This window comes from Ligilactobacillus salivarius DSM 20555 = ATCC 11741 (assembly GCF_001435955.1).
GTDB classification, from domain to species: Bacteria; Bacillota; Bacilli; order Lactobacillales; family Lactobacillaceae; genus Ligilactobacillus; species Ligilactobacillus salivarius.
This window is the reverse complement of sequence record NZ_AYYT01000007.1, coordinates 34,225-54,132: the sequence shown is the minus strand read 5'-3', so window position 1 is coordinate 54,132 and position 19,908 is coordinate 34,225. Positions and strand designations below refer to the sequence as shown.

At 34.0% G+C, this 19,908-nt stretch carries 17 protein-coding genes and 1 pseudogene; 3 read left to right on the top strand and 15 right to left on the bottom strand.

Annotated features, from left to right (window positions below):
- The first annotated feature begins 23 nt into the window (after positions 1-23).
- Entirely contained in the window at positions 24-695 is a 672-nt protein-coding gene (locus FC55_RS04965) for a histidine phosphatase family protein (RefSeq protein WP_003700793.1), read from the top strand.
- 350 nt (positions 696-1,045) lie between these two features.
- Here the strand turns inward: FC55_RS04965 and mnmG are convergent, their stop codons facing one another.
- Together mnmG and mnmE are read right to left on the bottom strand one after the other, a co-directional pair.
- Positions 1,046-2,959 carry a tRNA uridine-5-carboxymethylaminomethyl(34) synthesis enzyme MnmG gene (mnmG, locus tag FC55_RS04960; RefSeq protein WP_003700792.1) on the bottom strand — a complete coding sequence of 638 codons (1,914 nt, stop codon included), beginning with the start codon at positions 2,957-2,959 and terminating at the stop codon, positions 1,046-1,048.
- Positions 2,960-2,982: 23 nt separating this feature from the next.
- Positions 2,983-4,377 carry a tRNA uridine-5-carboxymethylaminomethyl(34) synthesis GTPase MnmE gene (mnmE, locus tag FC55_RS04955; RefSeq protein WP_003700790.1) on the bottom strand — a complete coding sequence of 465 codons (1,395 nt, stop codon included), beginning with the start codon at positions 4,375-4,377 and terminating at the stop codon, positions 2,983-2,985.
- A gap of 442 nt (positions 4,378-4,819) precedes the next feature.
- Between mnmE and greA the strand changes: the two genes are divergently transcribed.
- Together greA and FC55_RS04940 are read left to right on the top strand one after the other, a co-directional pair.
- Positions 4,820-5,293, top strand: a complete 474-nt coding sequence (gene greA, locus FC55_RS04945; protein WP_003700789.1) for a transcription elongation factor GreA — start codon at positions 4,820-4,822, stop codon at positions 5,291-5,293.
- Positions 5,294-5,471: 178 nt separating this feature from the next.
- On the top strand, positions 5,472-6,101 hold the full coding sequence (locus FC55_RS04940; protein WP_035150041.1) for a L,D-transpeptidase: 630 nt from the start codon (positions 5,472-5,474) through the stop codon (positions 6,099-6,101).
- A gap of 37 nt (positions 6,102-6,138) precedes the next feature.
- Here FC55_RS04940 and FC55_RS04935 read toward each other — a convergent pair whose 3' ends face one another.
- The 13 genes and pseudogenes from FC55_RS04935 to FC55_RS04875 form a co-directional block, all read right to left on the bottom strand.
- Positions 6,139-6,903 (bottom strand): ABC transporter ATP-binding protein, encoded by a 765-nt coding sequence (locus FC55_RS04935; RefSeq protein ID WP_003700786.1) that lies wholly within the window; start codon positions 6,901-6,903, stop codon positions 6,139-6,141.
- Complete coding sequence (locus tag FC55_RS04930; RefSeq protein ID WP_003700784.1) at positions 6,900-7,796, bottom strand: ABC transporter permease; 897 nt, start codon at positions 7,794-7,796, stop codon at positions 6,900-6,902. Before FC55_RS04930 ends, FC55_RS04935 begins: the two co-directional genes overlap by 4 nt.
- Positions 7,793-8,785, bottom strand: a complete 993-nt coding sequence (trpX, locus tag FC55_RS04925) for a tryptophan ABC transporter substrate-binding protein (RefSeq protein WP_003700783.1) — start codon at positions 8,783-8,785, stop codon at positions 7,793-7,795. Before trpX ends, FC55_RS04930 begins: the two co-directional genes overlap by 4 nt.
- Before the next feature lie 807 nt (positions 8,786-9,592).
- The gene (locus FC55_RS04920) at positions 9,593-10,678 is read right to left on the bottom strand and encodes an ABC transporter substrate-binding protein (RefSeq protein WP_003700781.1); all 1,086 of its coding nucleotides are present in this window, start codon (positions 10,676-10,678) and stop codon (positions 9,593-9,595) included.
- On the bottom strand, positions 10,678-11,514 hold the full coding sequence (locus tag FC55_RS04915; protein ID WP_003700779.1) for an ABC transporter permease: 837 nt from the start codon (positions 11,512-11,514) through the stop codon (positions 10,678-10,680). The genes FC55_RS04920 and FC55_RS04915 overlap by 1 nt, the downstream gene beginning before the upstream one ends.
- Complete coding sequence (locus tag FC55_RS04910; protein ID WP_003700777.1) at positions 11,515-12,315, bottom strand: ABC transporter permease; 801 nt, start codon at positions 12,313-12,315, stop codon at positions 11,515-11,517.
- A 15-nt stretch (positions 12,316-12,330) separates the two neighbouring features.
- The gene (locus FC55_RS04905) at positions 12,331-13,419 is read right to left on the bottom strand and encodes an ABC transporter ATP-binding protein (protein WP_035150038.1); all 1,089 of its coding nucleotides are present in this window, start codon (positions 13,417-13,419) and stop codon (positions 12,331-12,333) included.
- Between the two features lie 118 nt (positions 13,420-13,537).
- Positions 13,538-14,245 (bottom strand): MIP/aquaporin family protein, encoded by a 708-nt coding sequence (locus tag FC55_RS04900; RefSeq protein WP_003700773.1) that lies wholly within the window; start codon positions 14,243-14,245, stop codon positions 13,538-13,540.
- Between the two features lie 35 nt (positions 14,246-14,280).
- A complete protein-coding gene (glpO, locus tag FC55_RS04895; RefSeq protein WP_003700772.1) occupies positions 14,281-16,110 on the bottom strand; it encodes a type 1 glycerol-3-phosphate oxidase in 1,830 nt (609 codons plus the stop codon).
- 12 nt (positions 16,111-16,122) lie between these two features.
- A complete protein-coding gene (glpK, locus tag FC55_RS04890; RefSeq protein ID WP_003700771.1) occupies positions 16,123-17,637 on the bottom strand; it encodes a glycerol kinase GlpK in 1,515 nt (504 codons plus the stop codon).
- A gap of 401 nt (positions 17,638-18,038) precedes the next feature.
- Positions 18,039-18,350, bottom strand: coding sequence for a bacteriocin immunity protein (locus FC55_RS04885; protein WP_003700769.1), 312 nt, complete (start codon positions 18,348-18,350; stop codon positions 18,039-18,041).
- Between the two features lie 383 nt (positions 18,351-18,733).
- A pseudogene (locus tag FC55_RS04880) lies at positions 18,734-18,923 on the bottom strand (PspC domain-containing protein); the annotation flags it as partial.
- A gap of 17 nt (positions 18,924-18,940) precedes the next feature.
- A complete protein-coding gene (locus FC55_RS04875) occupies positions 18,941-19,906 on the bottom strand; it encodes a DUF4097 domain-containing protein (protein ID WP_003700766.1) in 966 nt (321 codons plus the stop codon).
- Between the last annotated feature and the right edge of the window lie 2 nt (positions 19,907-19,908).

Genomic DNA, 19,908 nt, shown 5'->3' with positions numbered 1-19,908 from the left:
TTTAGAGAAAGGTTTTGTATTCAATGGCATTTACAATTTACATGGTTCGTCATGGACAAACATTTTTAAATAAGTATAACCGTCTCCAAGGTTGGTGCGATTCCCCACTAACTCCTAAAGGAATGGAAGATGCTCATAGTGCTGGACGTCATTTAGCTCATATTAACTTTGATCACGCATATCATTCAGATACAACTCGTGCTATGAGAACATGTCGCTATATTCTTGAAGAAAACATTGCATCTAATGATATTACACCTAAAGAAATTCGCAATTTCCGTGAACAAAGCTTCGGTTATTTTGAAGGCAATGACTCTTCACAAGTTTGGACAATGTTAGGTGCTCAACATGGTGGCTATCGTTCATATAACGAACTTATTGCAAACTATAGCTTAGGTAAAACTCGCGACTTTTTAAATGAAATTGATCCATTTAAAGATGCAGAAACAGATGAACAATACTGGGCTAGAATCAATGCTGGTTTTGATCATCTTCGTCGTCATCGCCAAGATGGTGAAAACATTCTTCTTGTTAGTCACAGTATTACAATCAGAAGTATTGTGGATCGTTTTGCCCCAGAATTGGGAGCAGCTGAACTTGGACCTAGAAATGGTTCAGTTACTAAATTAATTGTTTCAAAAGATGATATTAAGGTTGAGTATTACAACCATCATTTAGATAACGAAACTTACTAATATTAAATAAAAAAAGTTTTATACCGACGTATTGGTATAAAACTTTTTTGTTATTTTTAGGTAAATTTATCTAGCTCATTTTCAATAAAAAATAAATTCTTATATATAAAAAACTCCATGGTCAACAATAAAAAAACCATGGAGAAAAAGGAGTTATATGTTATATCACCTTATAGTTTTATTTAATTAGGGGAGAAAACTATAAGGTATGAGAAAAAATGAAAAAGTCTAATAATAAATGGGGTTAATTTATCATTAGCTTATGTTTATATAATACCTTTTAATTGTGAAGAAAATATGAATTTTCCCGACATATTTTTCCAAAATGTATAAGAAAAGGTAAATTTATGCTAATCGTCAACTCTAGCAATCTTTCCTTGTTCAATATAAACAGCTAAAATGGACAAGTCAGCTGGATTTACACCTGAGATACGTCCAGCTTGTGCTAATGTTTCAGGTTGAATCTTAGCTAATTTTTGTTGAGCTTCAGTAGCAATTCCTTCAATACGAGAGTAATCAATTCTTGCTGGAATCTTCTTAGCTTCCATACGCTTTAGTTTTTCAACTTTAGCATATTCTTTCTTGATATATCCTTCGTACTTGAATTGTATTTCAATTTGTTCAATTACACGTCTATCTAATGGTTCAGCAGGTGCTGGGATGAATTTCAATAGATCTTGGTAAGTTACATAAGGTCTTCTTAAGAATTCAGTTGCTAGCACACCATCTTTTAATTCACGATCACCATGAGCTTCCACAAAGGCGTTAACTTCAGCATTTGGCTTAATTCTAATCTTTGATAGTCTTTGCTTTTCAGCTTCAATTTGTGCTTTCTTTTCTTCAAAAGCAGCATAGCGTTCATCCGAAATCAAACCAATTTCATGACCTAATTCTGTTAAACGTAAATCTGCATTATCATGACGCAAAATTAAACGATATTCTGCGCGTGAAGTTAGAAGACGATAAGGTTCATTTGTTCCCTTTGTTACCAAATCATCAATCATAACACCGATGTAAGCATCGCTACGTTTCAAAGTGATTTCTTCTAGTCCTTTAGCACGACGACCAGCATTTACACCAGCAATAAAGCCTTGACCTGCAGCTTCTTCATAACCAGAAGTACCGTTAGTTTGTCCAGCTGTGTATAGTCCCTTGATCAACTTAGTTTCCAATGTTGGTCTTAGTTGATATGGTGAAACAACATCATATTCAATTGCATAACCTGGACGCATCATTTCAGCATGTTCTAAGCCATCAATAGAGCGTACCATTTCTTGTTGAACTTCTTCTGGTAGAGATGTTGACAAACCTTGAACATAATATTCATCGGTATTACGTCCTTCAGGTTCCAAGAACAATTGGTGGCGTGGCTTATCAGAAAAACGTACAATCTTGTCTTCGATTGATGGGCAGTAACGAGGTCCAACCCCTTCAATAACACCAGTAAACATTGGTGCCCTGTCTAAATTATCTTGAATGATTTTATGTGTGTATTCGTTAGTATATGTTAACCAACATGATAATTGGTCCTTAACTTTTAAGTAATCTTCATCCTTAGATTCATAACTAAAGTGGTTAGGTTCCACGTCACCTGGTTGTTCTTCAGTCTTGTCGTAATCAATAGTATTTCCATCGACACGAGGTGGAGTACCTGTCTTAAATCTCTTCAATTCAAAACCTAATTTAGCTAAGTTCTTAGATAGTTCTAAAGCTGGTTGAGTATTGTTTGGACCAGAAGAATACATTAATTCACCAATAATAATCTTTCCACGAGCAGCTGTACCAGTTGTTAAAACTACTGATTTCGCACCATAGCAAGCACCAGTATTGGTTACTACACCTTTAACTTCACCATCTTCAATAATCAAGTCATCAACAATTCCTTGACGTAAAGTTAAATGTGGTGTTTGTTCAATTGTATGTTTCATTTCAATAGAATATTGACGCTTGTCAGCTTGGGCTCTTAAAGCACGTACAGCAGGTCCCTTACCTGTATTCAACATTCTCATTTGAACGTAAGTCTTATCAATATTACGTCCCATTTCGCCACCCATGGCATCAATTTCTCTAACTACAATACCTTTAGCTGGTCCACCAATAGATGGATTACATGGCATAAATGCAACCATTTCAAGGTTAATCGTAATTAATAAAGTTTCATTACCCATTCTAGCTGAAGCTAAGGCTGCCTCACATCCAGCATGTCCTGCCCCAACAACAATTACATCATAGTCTTTAGCTTTATATCTTTTTCCGAATTCCATGATTTCCCTCTTTGTTCTTTTTCTTATTTTCCTAGACAGAATTGACTAAACAACTGTGTTAATAATTCATCTTGGTAAGAATCGCCTGTAATTTCGCCTAGTTCATCCCAGGCATTTGTCATGTCAATTTGGCATAAGTCAACTGGCATTCCTGAATCTAATCCTTGTAAAACTGCATCTAAAGAATCTTCTGCTTGATTTAATAAAGCAATATGACGAGCATTGGTTACCATAATTGTAGATTGTGAATTCTCTATTCCACCGAAGAATAATTCTGCAATCTTTTCTTCCAACTTATCTACTCCTGTTTTCTTTAAGACAGATGTTGTAATAAGTTCATCTTCTGGTACTAATTCACGTACTTCATCCATATTAAGTTTTTGTGGTAAATCAGTTTTATTTAGGATAACAATTCTCTTCTTACCACTTGTAGCTTGAATTAATTCCTTATCTTCATCAGTTAATTCTTCACTAGCATTTAAAACTAACATAACCAAGTCAGCTTGTTCGATTGCTTTTCTAGAACGTTCAACCCCTATCCTTTCAACCTTATCTTCAGTTTCTCGGATTCCGGCTGTATCGATCAATTTTAAAGGAACGCCTCTTACATTAACATATTCCTCAATTACATCACGTGTTGTTCCAGCAATATCTGTTACGATTGCTTTGTCTTCATGAAGTAAGTGATTCAATAGACTAGATTTCCCAACATTTGGTCGCCCTACAATTGCAGTTGCCAAACCTTCACGTAGAACTTTTCCTTGCTTAGCAGTTGTTAACAATTGTTGAATACTCTTCTTAACTTCAATTGCTTTTTCACGTAACATCTTAGTAGTTAGTGTTTCAACATCGTCATATTCTGGATAGTCAATATTAACTTCAACTTGAGCCAAAACATCTAAAATATCTTGACGTAAGTTTCTAATTAAATGTGACAAATTACCATCTAATTGATTTAAAGCCACTTTCATTGAACGATCTGTCTTAGCTCTAATTAAATCCATTACAGATTCTGCTTGAGTTAAGTCAATTCTTCCATGTAAGAAAGCACGCTTGGTGAATTCACCAGGTTCTGCTAATCTTGCTCCATTTGATAATAATAACTGTAGAATTTGGTTAGTTGGAACAATTCCTCCGTGACAATTTATTTCAATAACATCTTCACGAGTAAATGTTCTAGGTGCTAACATTACTGACACCATTACTTCATCAAGTTCTTCATTAGTTTTAGGATTAACAATATGTCCGTAATTAATGGTATGTGTTGGAACTTTTTCTAAATTTTTTCCTTTAAACACCTTATTTGCAATCTTAACAGCATCTTCCCCACTTAAACGAACAATCGAGATCGCTCCTTCTCCAGGTGGAGTTGAAATTGCAGCAATTGTATCGAATTCTGTTGGTACCATCGTAGCCATCGTTTTACCTCCTTACTTCTTTCCGTATATAAATTTAAACAAATAAAAAAGTGCCTACACCACGCCCCTATAAACTAAAATAAGGAACGCGGACAAAGCACTTTGACTACTTCATCTAAGTTCAGATAAGAATGATTACTTATAATATATATTCTTGTATAAAAAATGTCAATATTGACTATTTTACGATAAACATAGTAGAAAATTTATTTATATCTACGCTTTTCACGCTTTGTTAAACTACTTTGAACTAACAATAAAATACCAATTAAAGCTGTTAGCCCTAAAATATCTGCAGTAATTATTTCACTCACTTCTCTCTTACTAACATTTTATAAGTAAATACTATACAGTGACTACTTCCTAGTGTCAATTATTTCCTATTGGAATTTAAAATTTTTCTTATTATAATTATCCCTATAAATTACAGAGAGGTGATAACATGCCCAAAATATATTTCCAAAAGATGACACCAAATGGTTATAAACAAATTGAAGATGAAATTGAACAGTTAAAACTTGATCGCCCTGCCAAAATAAAACAACTTCAAGAAGCCAGAGCTCTAGGCGATTTATCAGAAAATGCTGAATATAGTGCTGCTAAACGTGATCTACGTCATTTAGAAAGTAGATTACGCTATTTAAATAAGCAACTTCAATATGCAGAAATTATAACTCCTAAAAATGCTGATAGCGTAGATATTGGAACTACTGTAACTATCCAATTTGATGATGATGAAAACGACCTAGAAACATATCAAATCGTTGGAAAGCAAGAAGTCAACGTAGATGATAACAAGATTTCTTTCGTTTCCCCTATTGGCAAAGCCATTATGCATAAAAAGGTTGGTCACACAGCTACTATTGTTGCTCCAGCTGGTTCTTACACTGTTAAAATCATTTCAATTTCTATATGAAAAAAGCTAGGACCTTCTCCTAGCTAAACCGTATAATATAGAAACTATAGTATAACATGTATTTTCTAAAAGTACAATACTTTCACCAAATTATTAAGTTTTGTCAACTTTATCTGCTTATTTTTGACTATTAATCTGCTATACGTTAAATTAGTATAGAGAGAAAGGGGTGCTAGTTTTGCCTTCTAGATCTGAAAAATTTAGCAAAAGAAAACATCAACAGAATTTTTTCAAATTTCTACTGATACTTGTCGTAATTGCCGTTGGTGGTTACAAGTTACTTTTTAATTATGCTAAAAATACAGCTAGTCAAAATGTTAATTCGAGCAGTTCCAGTGTTGAAACTGTTGTTACTCACCAAGCTTCTAAAGTAGATTGGCAAAGTCCATCTGAAAAAAAGCCATATCCAGATGTTAATGCCTATCCTGATATGTGGATTAAAGTTTCAACTAGCAAGCATCGCGTCTACCTTATGAATGGTAATAAAGTTTTATATACTATGTTATGTTCTACTGGCTCCAAGGGTCAAGAAACACCTAAGGGAACTTTCGAAATTCAAGCTGAGCGTGGCGATCATTTCTACAATGCTCAGTCTGGTGAAGGTGCAAACTACTGGGTATCTTTTAAAGATCACGGAATTTATCTTTTCCATACAGTTCCAGTTGATGCTAACGGTAATTATGTCGTTTCCGAAGCTGAACAATTGGGAAAATCAAGTAATTCTCATGGTTGTGTACGTTTATCTGTCGCAGATGCTAAATGGTTTTATGAAAATATTAAAACAGGAACAAAAGTTGTTGTTGAATAATAAAAAGCTACCGGTCCAAAAACCAGTAGCTTTTTGCTTAGTTTGCGAAATATTTTAATACATCTTCTTCAGTTAACTTTTCTCTTTCTGCACCCTTAGCATCTAGCACAACCTTACCATCATTTAAAATCACAGTTCTATTACCATACTTTAGTGCATCTTTCATTTGGTGAGTAATCATGATACATGTTAAATTTTCTTTTTCTACAACTTCATTTGTTAATTCTAACAATTGGTGACTCGTATTAGGATCTAAAGCTGCAGTATGTTCATCCAATAATAACAATTCTGGCTTTTGAATTGTTGCCATTAAGAAGCTTAACGTCTGTCTTTGACCACCAGAAAGGCTACCAGCAAAAGTATTCAGTCTATCTGACAAACCATTGGGTAGTTGTGCCGTTTCTTCCTTGAACTCTGCTAAATGTTTCTTCAACCCTCTGAGCCTTAGACCTCTTTTTTGGCCACGTTTAGTAGCTAATAATAAATTTTCAGCAACCGTCATTCTTGGAGCTGTTCCCATCTTAGGATCTTGAAATACCTGAGCGATATATTTAGCGCGTTTAACTTCTGATAACTTGGTCAAATCATGATTATTTAGAACTACTTGACCAGAAGTAGTATTCAATGATCCATTGATTACATTCAATAAAGTTGACTTACCAGCACCATTTGTTCCTAGTAATGTTACGAAATCACCTTTCTCTAAAGTTAAGTTCAAATCCTTTAAAATTCTTTTTTCTTCAGGTGTTCCAATATTCACAGTAGTATTAATGTTCTTTAATTCTAGCGCTACTTGGCTCATGGACGTTCAACCCCTTTCTTCAAAACTTTATTAACGTGAAATTTCTTTTGTAATAGTGGTAGCATTAAGCAGAATGCCAAAATTATTGCTGAAAGTAATTTGTAGTCATTAGTGCTGAAGCCTAGTTTCAAGACAATTAATAGCACGAAACGATATAAAATACTTCCGACTACTACGGCCACCAAACGTGCAGTCAAACTCAATTCTCCATATGCTACTTCACCAATAATAATAGCAGCTAAACCAATAACGATTGTTCCCACACCCATGTTTACGTCAGCATAACCGTTATTTTGTGAAATCAATCCACCTGCTAAACCAATTAAACCGTTAGAAATCATGAGCCCCAATATTTTTGTATTGTCAGTATGGATTCCTAATGAACGTGCCATTTTTTCATTATCACCAGTAGCGATAAATGCTTGTCCAATATCAGTATTTAGAAAAACTGCCAATAAAATTACGATAACTATTGTAAAAATAATTCCCACACAGACACTGTCAAAACCGTCTGGTAAATTCTTTAAAAATTCTGGTGAGAATAATGTCTTTTGATGCATCAAACCAACATTGGCTCTTCCAAGTATGCGTAAGTTAATAGAGTAAATACCTGTCATTACTAAAATACCTGCTAGTAAAATAGGAATTCTACCTTTTGTATAAAGTAAACCTGTCATTAATCCTGTTAATAATCCTGCGCCAAAAGATAATGCAGTTGCGACAATTGGATTAACTCCATGAACCAAAGCTGATACACATACAGCTGCACCAAATGGGAATGTCCCTTCAACTGTCATATCAGGGAAATTTAAAATTCTAAATGTTAAGAATAAACCTAACGCTAATATTCCCCATAATAAGCCTTGACCTATTGCTGATGTTACTAAACTCATTTTATAATTTCCCCTTTCTCATTTGCTTGCTTTATAGCACTTGCTGGTACTTTCAAACCAAGCTTATCTGCTTGTTTTTGATTAATAACTGTAGAACCTTTTTTCACTGTTTCGACTGGCATTGTTGCTGGATTCTTACCTCTAAGTTCCTGAGCTGCCATCTTACCTGTTAATTTTCCTAATTCATATTGACTAACACTAACAGTTGCTACACCGCCACCTTTAATCATTGAGTCAACACCTGGGAAAATTGGAATATTCTTCGCATTAGTATTCTTTACTAAAGTAGAGAAGCCAGAAGCAACGGTGTTATCAGAAGGTACATAAACAGCTTGTACTTCACTTGCCATAGTTGCAGATACTTGATCAATATCATTAGTAGAAGTTATTGTATAAGTTTTAACTGTAATTCCTGCTTTTTCAGCTAACTTCTTAAATTCCTTATATTCGGCAGTTGATGAATCATCGCTGGATGTGTAAATTACTCCAATGTTTTTCAAGTCTGGCATGAATTCTCTAATCAACTTCACTTGAGCAGCGACAGGTTCTTTGTGCATTACCCCAGAAACTGTACCACCTGGCTTTTCTAAAGTTTTTACCAAACCAGTTCCAACTGGATCACTTACAGCTCCCATTGTAATAGGAATCTTACTGTTTTCATTTGCCAGTGATTGAACTGCAGGTGTAGCAATTCCAATAAGTACTGATGCTTTTTCCTGTACAAATCTATCACTCATTGTCTTTAAGTTACTTTGATCACCTTGAGCATTTTGGTAATCAATCTTCATAGTCTTACCATTTACAAAACCTTCTTCTTTCAATCCATCCACTATTCCTTGATGGATTTGATCTAAAGCTGGATGACTTAATGTTTGTAAAATAGCGACTGTAGGCATTTTATTTTTGCTTTCTTCTTGCTTTTTTTCTACGTTAAAAGCTACTCCTAAAAATACTGCTAATGCAATAATTGTTGCTATTAATCTTTTCATTTTTCTTAAAATCCTTTCTTTGAAATTTATCTTCAATTATTTGTTCAAATTGTCGTACCAACAAAAAAGGCACCTCCCACATTTTGCAGGAGATGCCTAAAAAAACAAAACCCGCACGAAGTACTTAATCCGTGCGGGCAATTGAAGAAATATAATATATAGCCAGCACAGATACGACAATCTGACAAGGTCGTATCTGCACTCACAGAAACAACCCTAATACTGGCTTTGCCAACGAATATTCAATTCATTAATCTTAGAGTTATTCATAATACTTCTTCCTTTCCGTCATTTGTTGTAATCGATTATACAAAAGGCTTTATATTATTGTCAATATATTTCTTAAAAATAAGTTAATTTTATTTAACCAAGGAAAACGCTTGCAATAAAGAGAAATATATGTTATAAAATAAGTGTAAGGAGTCAAAGGATTCCCACAATTAGTACGAATCATACAACTGAATAGTCGTTGTTGCAATAAGTCCTTAGAGGGTGATAGAACCAACAACTTGAGTTTAGACATTTTAATATGTCAGAAAATCTTGATTTTGAATTGCGTTACTAATTGGATTAATTAGGAGATCTTGTTAGGTTATGAACCAACAGATAGAAAATATTTTTAAAGGTGTGGGAACAATTGAGTAGAACTCCTTATTATAAGATTAACAACTCTTAGCTTCATTGAAGACAGGGAACATCAGATTCCAAGTGATATTAAAGTTAAATGAAGAAGCTAAGGGTTGTTTTATTGCGTTTATAATTGGATTTAAAAAGCAGTACTGGCAAAAATACCAATACTGCTTATTTTTATTGTCGATACATTTTTAATTCTAAAAAGTCATCGTTATATTTTTCTAGATATGTTTGACCTAGATCAGCATATACTTCCATTTTACTCATCTGCTTCTTAGTAGGATAGAATTGTTTATCAGAAGTTATAGACTTAGGAAGTAATTTAGCTGCTTTATCATTTGGTGTAGCATAACCAATATATTCTGCATTTTGTGCAGCATTCTTTGGTTCTAACATGAAGTTAATGAATTCATACGCACCTTTAACATTCTTAGCTGTCTTAGGAATAACAATATTATCAAACCACAAGTTAGTTCCATCATCTGGGATTACATAGTGAAGATGAGAATTGTTATCTAACATTTCTGATGCTTCCCCTGAATATGTTACTGCCAAAGGTGCTTCATCGTTTTGCATATACGTTTTAATTTCATCTGCTACAAAAGCTTTAGCATTAGGTGTTAGATTCTTTAACTTATCGTATGCCTGATTAATCTGAGAATCATTCTTAGAGTTTAAAGAATATCCTAAACTATTTAGCCCAATTCCTATAAACTCTCTAGCACCATCAATAAACAAAATTTGCTTACGGTACTTAGAATTCCACAAGTCATTCCAATTAGTTATTTCACCTGGTTTTATATACTTATCGTTATATACAATTCCCAGTGTTCCCCAGAAATAAGGTACAGAATATTTATTATGCTTATCAAAACTTAAATCTAAGAATTGTGGATCATTGTTATCCATCCCTTTTATCTTGTGTTTATCTAATGGCAATAGCAACTTTTCTTTTGCCATTTTTTGGATCATATAATCACTTGGAACAGCAATATCATATGGTGTTCCACCTTGCTTAATCTTAGTAAACATTGCTTCATTAGAATCGAAAGTTTCGTAATTAACTTTATATCCTGTTTGTTTTTCAAACTTCTTTATCAATTGTGGATCAATGTAATCTCCCCAATTGTAGATATTTAACACTTTCTTACTACTGCTATTCGTTTGTGTGTTTTCTGTACGATTAAGTCTCATAACACCTAAGGATAAACATACAATAATTACAATAATTCCTGATATTAGTGCTAGTAACTTTTTCATCAGCGTAGCACCCCTTTTCTAACTTGCTTGCCTTGGCGGCGATGATTGGCGCTATTATCACGACTAATAAAGTAATAACCTATTACTAAAACTAAAGAGAACAAGAATACTAATGCACTCAAAGCATTAATCTCCAAACTAACTCCTCGTCTAGCACGTGAGTAAATTTCAACTGACAAAGTTGTAAAGCCATTCCCTGTAACAAAGAATGTAACTGCAAAATCATCCAATGAATATGTGAATGCCATAAAGTATCCTGCAATTATTCCTGGTGTTAGGTAAGGAAGTACAACATTTGTTAAAACTTGCCAGTGATTTGCACCTAGATCATAAGCTGCCATCGTCAAAGAATCTTGCATTTCTTGTAATTTGGGTAATACCATCAAAACTACAATTGGAATACTGAAAGCTATGTGAGATAACAGTACACTAGCAAATCCTAATGATAAACTATGTATCCAGGAACCTAATAATGTAAATAGAATTAAGAAACTAGCACCTATAATAACATCTGGCGATACAATCAAAATATTATTTAACGATAATAAAGCCAGCCTTGTTCTGCGTTTTTGGTAACGATAAATTGAAATTGCACCAAAAGTTCCTATCATAGTCGCAATCAATGCCGATAAGAAAGCTAAAATGAAAGTTTCTAACAAAATTATCAATAATCGCGTATCAGCAAATAATTCTTGAAAATGAACCCAACTAAAACCTTCAAATCTATTCATCGTTTCACCACTATTAAAGGCATAAAATATCAAGTAAAAGATTGGTGCATATAAGAAGATAAACATTACCCATAGATACACATTTTTCCAATTAATCTTCTTCATCTATTTATGCCCCCTTTTCTCACCGGTAATTACCATAACAATGAACATTATAACAATCAAAACAACACCAATTGTTGAACCCATTCCCCAGTTTTGTGTTACTAAGAAATGTTCTTCGATAGCAGTACCTAGAGTGATTACCCTATTTCCTCCTATCAAACGTGTCAACATAAATAGTGAGAGCGATGGAATAAATACTGCTTGAATTCCACTCTTTACCCCATTCATAGATAATGGCATTACAACTTTAAAGAATGTCTGCCATTCATTAGCACCTAAATCTCGACTAGCACGTAAGACTGATGGATTAATTTCTTCAAGGGCATTAAATATTGGCATTATCATGAAAGGTATTTGAATATAAGTCGCAACAACAATAAAACTAAAATCAGTAAATAATATCTGTTTAGGTCCTATTCCAAAAAAACTAAGGAAATGATTTACACTTCCGTCAATTCCAAAAATACCAATAAAGGCATAAGCTTTTAACAACAAATTAACCCAGGTTGGTAAGATGACTAACAATAGCCAAAGTTCTTTATGCTTTAACTTCGTCAAAAAATATGCCATAGGATAACTTACTAAAACCGTAAAGAAGGTAATAATAAAAGCATATAGGAATGAGTTAAAAGTCATCATTAAATACTTGCCTGAACCGAAATAATTTCCATAGTTACTTAAAGTGAAGTTTCCATGGATGTCTATAAAAGAATAATAAACAATTAATAGCACTGGAGCAATTACAAATAAACCTATCCATAGATAATAAGGGATTGTTAATAAAGGATTTATCTTTTTCATTTACTATTCCCCCTATTAATCATTATAGCTATCCAAACGAGCGTCAAAATCTTCTTCTGATTCATTGAATCTCATAACATGGATATCTTCAGGTCCAAATGAAAGTCCAATATTTTCACCTGGTATAGCTCGCTTAGTAGAATGTACTAACCATTTATTACCTAAGGCATCTGTACAACGAATTTCATAATGAACCCCTCTGAATAATTGCGTATCTACTTTAACCTTTAATTGTCCCTTTTCTGGACTTGTTAGAACTAAGTCTTCAGGTCTGATCACAACTTCAACTGGTTCGTTAGGCTTCATTCCCCCATCAACACAAGGAAATTGTTGACCAGCAAACTCTACCAACTCATCTTTAATCATTATTCCATTTACAATGTTAGATTCTCCAATAAAATCTGCCACATAATGATTAATTGGTTCATCGTAAATGTCTACTGGTGTTCCACTTTGAACAATATTACCATTATTTAAAACAAAGATTTCATCACTCATCGCCAAAGCTTCTTCTTGATCATGAGTAATAAAAATAAATGTTATTCCTAGTTTCTTTTGTAATGAACGTAATTCATATTGCATTTCTGCTCTTAACTTTTGATCCAAAGCTGAAAGCGGCTCATCTAACAAGAGAACCTTAGGATCCAACACGATTGCCCTTGCAATTGCAACACGTTGTCTTTGCCCACCTGACATTTCAGATATAGCTCGATCTTCATAACCATCTAAACGTACCATGCGCAAGGCCTCAGTAACCTTTTCCTTAATTTTATCAGCTGGAACTTTCTTTATTTTCAATCCAAATGCGATGTTATCATATACGTTCAAATGTTGGAATAATGCATAGTCTTGGAATACTGTATTAACTTGTCGCTTGTTAGCTGGTACATCATTTATTCGTTTACCATCAAAATAAACATCCCCTGATGTAGCATCAGACAAACCTGCAATAATATTCAAAATTGTAGTTTTCCCACAACCTGAAGGACCCAGCAACGTATAGAATTTACCCTCTTCTATATCAAAACTTACATCTTTCAGTACCTGAACATCGTCATCATAACTTTTAACAACATGTTTAAATGAAATTAATGGCTGCTTCAACTTTTTCACCTCGTTATCTTTTATTGTCTTCAAAAGATAAATTGTAGCACACTTTTATATATAAAAAAAGAGAAGTGCAAACCCTTTACACTTCTCCTCTGAAATATATATTTACTTATTACATTAAGAAATATTGAACACAAGCTGCGATTAAACCACCAGCTAATGGTCCAAACATTGGAACCCAAGCATAACCCCAGTTTGAGTCACCTTTATTAGGTACTGGTAATACTGAGTAAGCAAATCTTGGAGCCCAGTCACGAGCTGGATTCAAGGCAAATCCTGTTGTTCCACCTAAAGCTTGACCAACTACCATGATTAGTAAACCAACAATCAATGGCTTCAATCCTTTTGTAAAGTCCCCTAAGTTTAATAATGTTAGGATGAATACAAAAGTTGCAATTGTTTCACTTAAGAAATTATATAAACCATTGTTGATCGCAGGACCTGTTGCAAAAATTCCTACCACATTACCGTCATTTGCGTCTTTTGCGTTCTTAAATTGTGCTCCATATTGGATGATGACTAAAACAGCACCAACAAAAGCTCCTAAGAATTGACCTAATAAGTATGGCAATACTTGATCCCATGGGAAGAATCCAAAGATTGCGAATGGGATTGTAACTGCAGGATTTAAATGTCCTTGAGAACCAAAGCTACCAGCTACATAAACACCAAATGTTACAGCCATACCCCAAGCAATTGTGATGAATAGCCAACCTGAATTACGTGCATATGATGTTTTAAGGTTAACACCAGCACCCGTGCCCACACCTAGTACGATTAGGACCATTGTCCCTAAAAATTCTCCTAAAAACCCGTTCACACAAATCACCTCTATAATTTAGTTTTATCAGCTGTTTACTTCAAGTATGCTAAGCTTGATTCTGCAATAGTTTCATCTAATTGCTTAGCTGCAGCTGCTTTTTCTTCTTCATTCCATTCCATGATGCGTGCCATTTCATCAACAAAGGCATCCTTCTTCATCATTAATTCATCTTTATGGAAGAGAACATAGTTTGTACGACGTAATAAGAAGTCTACTAAATTCAAGGTCATTTCTTCATTTACAGAGTAGTGTAAGCTCAATGTGTCAGCTAAAGTTAAACCTGGAGCTGCTTCTACATCATCTGCGTAAGAAATTACACGACTTGTGTTTGAACCGAAGCGATTTGCTAAGTCAGCAGCATCTGCAGCTGGCATACCTTTGTCCATCGCAATCTTTTGGTAGAATTTCATTGTTTCATCAACGTTTGTAGGATCGAAGTGTCCACCTGAAACTTGTAATTTCTTGGAATCAACTTCGCGTACATCTTTATTAAATAGTTCTTTGAATAACTTACGGATTAATTCCATTGCTCCAGCTGCCATCTTACGATAGTCAGTAATCTTACCACCAGAAAGTGTGATTAAACCATCATCACCTACTTTAAGTGAAGAACCACGAGATACTTGTGATGGGCTTAGAGTCTTTTCTGCTGAAGCTGTCTTCAAGCTACTGATTGATTTTTCAACTTCACCACGACTTGCTTCATCTTTACTGTATGCTACAGCTATCTTAATTAAGTTTTCGAAACTTTCATCTGATACTTTACCAGTGTTAGATCCACCACCATTGTAGTCTGAACTTCCATTACCAGATAGAAGTGGTCTTAAACCTGCCCAGCTTGCTTCGATATCGTTAATTGTAATTTCAGCTTCTGGGTATCTGTTGTTGATAGCTTTCAATAAGTAATCTACATCAGCTTGTTCAACTCTTGGATGCTTGTAGTCACCAGTGTAGTCTGTATCTGTTGTACCAAAGTATGTCTTGTTTTCACGTGGAACAACGAAAATCATACGACCGTCACCAATTCCGGAATCAAAGTATGTTGGTTGAGGAACTCTTAGACGTGAGCTATCTACAACTAAATGCACACCTTTAGTTGGACGAATTACTTCACCTTCGCCATTCTTGTCATCTAAGCCTAATGTCTTAGTTACCCATGGACCTGTAGTATTAATTACCATCTTAGCTTTGATTTCAAATTCTTCGTCTGTTAATAAATCTTTAGCTTTTACGCCATTGATGCGACCATTATCATCATGAAGAACACCTACAACCTTAACGTGACTAGCCATTAAGCCACCTAATTCATCAGCTTCTTTAATGTTTTCAATAACTAGACGAGCATCATTATTTACATAATCAAGGTAAACACCTGCACCTAATAACTTATCGCTCTTCAAGTTTGGTTCACGTTGTAATACTTCTTCACGAGAAATTGTGTAGTTAGCATATTGTGTGCCTGTTACTCCAGCTAAGCGGTCATATAAGTCCATCGCAATCTTAACACTGAACATGTCGAATGTTGAACTTGGATCATCATAAATAGGTAATAACATTGGGAAAGGTCTTGGAATATGTGGAGCAATTCCTTGAACAACTGCACGTTCTTGTACAGTATCTGCAACAACACCTACATCAAATGTCTTTAGATATCTGATACCACCATGAACTAATTTTGTAGAACGAGAACTTGTTCCTTCAGCAAAGTCTTGCATTTCAACTAAACCAGTCTTCAAACCGGAAGCTGTAGCTTGGAGGGCAACACCTGCACCTGTAATTCCCCCACCAATTACTAACAAATCTAATTCTTCATTCTTTAATTTATCAACTGTGTTTTTACGTGTTTTAATTGAAAATGTCATTGTATCTTCCTCCTAAAGATTTTCGTTTATTTTATGTTTGAATATACGTGTTGCTTCTACTGCGTTCTTCCATCCAGCATATAGATATTCTCTAGCATCATCGGACATTTCTGGTTCAAATCTACGACCAACTGTAAATAATTCTTTCAATTCATCTGTGTCTTTCCAGAAACCAACTGCCAATCCAGCTAAGAAAGCTACACCTAGAGCTGTTGTTTCTAAGTTTCCAGCTCTTTCAACTGACTTATTAAGCAAATCAGATTGGAATTGTAACAAGTAGTTATTCATAGCAGCTCCACCGTCAACACGAAGGACTGGAATCTTAATACCTGTATCTTTTTCCATCGTATCTAATACATCTCTTGTTTGGTAAGCAAGTGATTGTAAAGTAGCTTTAATAAAGTCATTCTTAGTTGTACCACGTGTTAATCCGAACACTGCCCCACGAGCATCACTATCCCAGTAAGGAGCACCTAAACCTGTAAAGGCTGGAACAACGTAAACTTCATTATGGTTAGTTGATTCATTAGCTGCTCTTTCTGATTCAGGAGCTGATTCAATAATTTCCATACTATCTCTTAACCATTGAAGTGCTGAACCAGATACAAATACTGAACCTTCTAAAGCAAAATTAATCTTGCCATCGATAGAATATCCAATAGTTGTTAACAAGTTATTCTTAGAAAGAACTGGTTTATTACCTGTATTCATTACGATAAATGAACCTGTACCATAAGTATTCTTAACTGTTCCATCTTCTAAAGCTAATTGACCGAATAAAGCAGATTGTTGGTCACCAGCCATACCAGAAATAGGAACTTGACTACCAAAGAAGTGGTATGCTGCAGTTTGACCATAGATTTCAGAATTTCCTTTAACTTCTGGTAATAGAGCTTCAGGAATATTCAATAATTCTAAAATTTCTTTATCCCATTTCAAATCATGAATGTTGAACAACATTGTACGACTAGCATTAGAATAATCTGTTACGTGAACTTTACCACCTGTTAATTTCCATGTAAGCCATGTATCAATCGTACCGAATAATAATTCGCCTTTTTCAGCACGTTCTTGAGCACCTTCTACATGATCTAAGATCCAACGAATCTTTGTTGCTGAGAAGTAGGCATCAATGATTAAACCTGTCTTTTCATGAATAGTATCAGAATAACCTTCATCAATTAATTTTTGTGCAATGTCACTTGTTTGTCTTGATTGCCAAACAATAGCGTTATAAATTGGTAATCCTGTTTCTTTGTCCCAAATAATAGTTGTTTCACGTTGGTTAGTAATACCAATACCTGCAATTTGTTTTGGTTGTATCCCTGAGCTAATAAAAGAATTAGCTATTGTTGATAATACTGCGTTCCAAATTTCATTAGCGTCATGTTCTACCCAACCTGGTTGAGGGAAATATTGACGAAATTCTTTTTGTCCTTCAGCAACTTTATTTCCTTTTTTGTCGAAGATAATCGCACGTGTACTTGTAGTACCTTCGTCGATAGCCATAATATATTTATCTGACATCATTGGACCTCCTTATGTACCTCTTTCAAGAAAACGTTTTCTTTAATTTACGAGATAATAATATCATGCAAAATATTGTTTTTCAACATATAAAATAATTATTCCAAAATTCACAAAGATCTTTATGCTGTTTATGAAAACGCTTATTTAACAATGCGTTTAATTGTGAATAAGATATTTTTTCATAATCTAATCATTTTTACTCAATATGTGCATGTCGTGAAAAACCAATTCTACCAATACTTCCAAGATGCTGTTGCACACGTTGAGAAAATTAAGTTAAGAATGTTACATTTATGTTACAAAATATAATTTCGTATATTTAATCCATAAAAAAATCAGCGAACCAAATTTAATCAAAAATTTGATTCGCTGACTTCAAACTATTATTAATTATTTAACTAAACAAATTGTTTAGCATCATCCACTGGACTAAGATAAACATAATTCAAATTTGTTCTTTTACCAATTCTAGCCAATTCCTTGATAATATCCTTTTGTTCTGGTGTCAAATATAAGTCTTTTTTCACAGCATTCACTTGTAGATAAAGTACCAATCTTCCTGTCCAAGCCAATGGATGACTACTCGTTTTATACTTTTCATTTACATTTGCTAGAACTTGACGAATTTCTTCTACACCTTTACGATTATCATTTTCAAAACTGTCATATAACTCTACAACTAATCTTTGTAATTCTTGTACTTTTTCCATATTTTATCACTCCATACTTAAATCTAGCTCTAACTTCACTACTATTTTCAAGTAGGACAATGATAATTACTGATAGTTTTGTACACTTTTCTATCTTTTTTCTCGAGAAATCATTATCTTTCTTCCTACAAGTCTACTGTATCATACGTCAAAGTAATATTTAACCCTTTTAGCCTCATGCTTTCTAAACATATCAGTATTTGAAAGTATATCATGATTATAATACTGACTAAGGTGTTGCTCTTTTGCTATCACTCAGTAATTACTTTATTTAAAATCCGAAATACCTGCTAATAAAAAAGTATGCTCAGTTTCCTAAACATATTTTTTGATACTCATTATTTCTCGTGAAATTCGCCTTCAATTACGTCGTCATTATCTTTGTCTGTTTTTTCTGGCATTATTACTGCTGCAATAATATAAAGGAATACTCCTGCCTGGGAAGAATCCAGTTACCATCATCAATGCAGCACCAATAATTCTAACTAGAGCCTTATCTGCTCCAAAATATTCTGCAAAACCACCTAATACACCAGTCAAAACTTTATCATTTGATTTAGTCAATTTTTTCATATTTGTCTCCTCCTTAATTAATTTACAGTAATATCGCCATCATTACTTATAATATCTAATACATTATCTGAGTTAGAATTCTTCTCTAAAACATTACCATTACTTGTTGTTTGTTCAAATAATCTTACGTCGCCATCATTACTTTGAACTCGATAGCCATCAACTGTTACACGAGAAACTAGTACGTCTCCGTCAGTATCATCTATCTTGTATCCACCTTGAATTTGTGTATTACTCATCTTAATGTCACCATCATTATTACGTAAGTTACCACCTTGAATAGACAAATTATTGTAATCCACATCTCCGTCAGTAATATTCATTGCAACTTGCATCAATGATCCACCATTTAAGCGTACATCTGTGTCATTTAAGTCTAACTTACCATTGCTTAACACCGTATTGGTCATACTAATATCTGAATCACCTGCAGATAATTCTACATTTCCAAAATTAGCATCTCTTAAATCTAGTTTAGTATCATGAATAGATGCCTTAACTTGATCTGCTTCAATTCCTGTCATATTAACCTGTGATAATAAAGAATCAGATAATTTAAGATTTAGTTCATCTAATTTACTATCCTTTGGTAAAGTAATTATCATCTTATTTCGATCAGAATTTCGATAATAATCATTATACATGCTCATTCCATTAAATCTTATACTATGACTACTTAAACGTCCTTTGATTTGGAGTTGATTGCCAGACTTCTTTACCGTTGGGGAGCTAGATTTTGCACCTTCGTACCTTACAGAATAGTTCTTTCCTTCTCTAAATTCCACATTAACATCCTTAACATCTATATCAAGTTTATTAATGTCTTTATAGGTATGAGCTTGAGTAACTTTAGTACTATCTGCAATAACAGGTTTTAAATCTTCAAAAACAATACTTTTATTTCCTTTAAGCCCAAAGCCAATTGCTAATAAAATAGCGCCAATAATGGAAATTATAAAACCACTTATTATTGTCTTTTTCATAG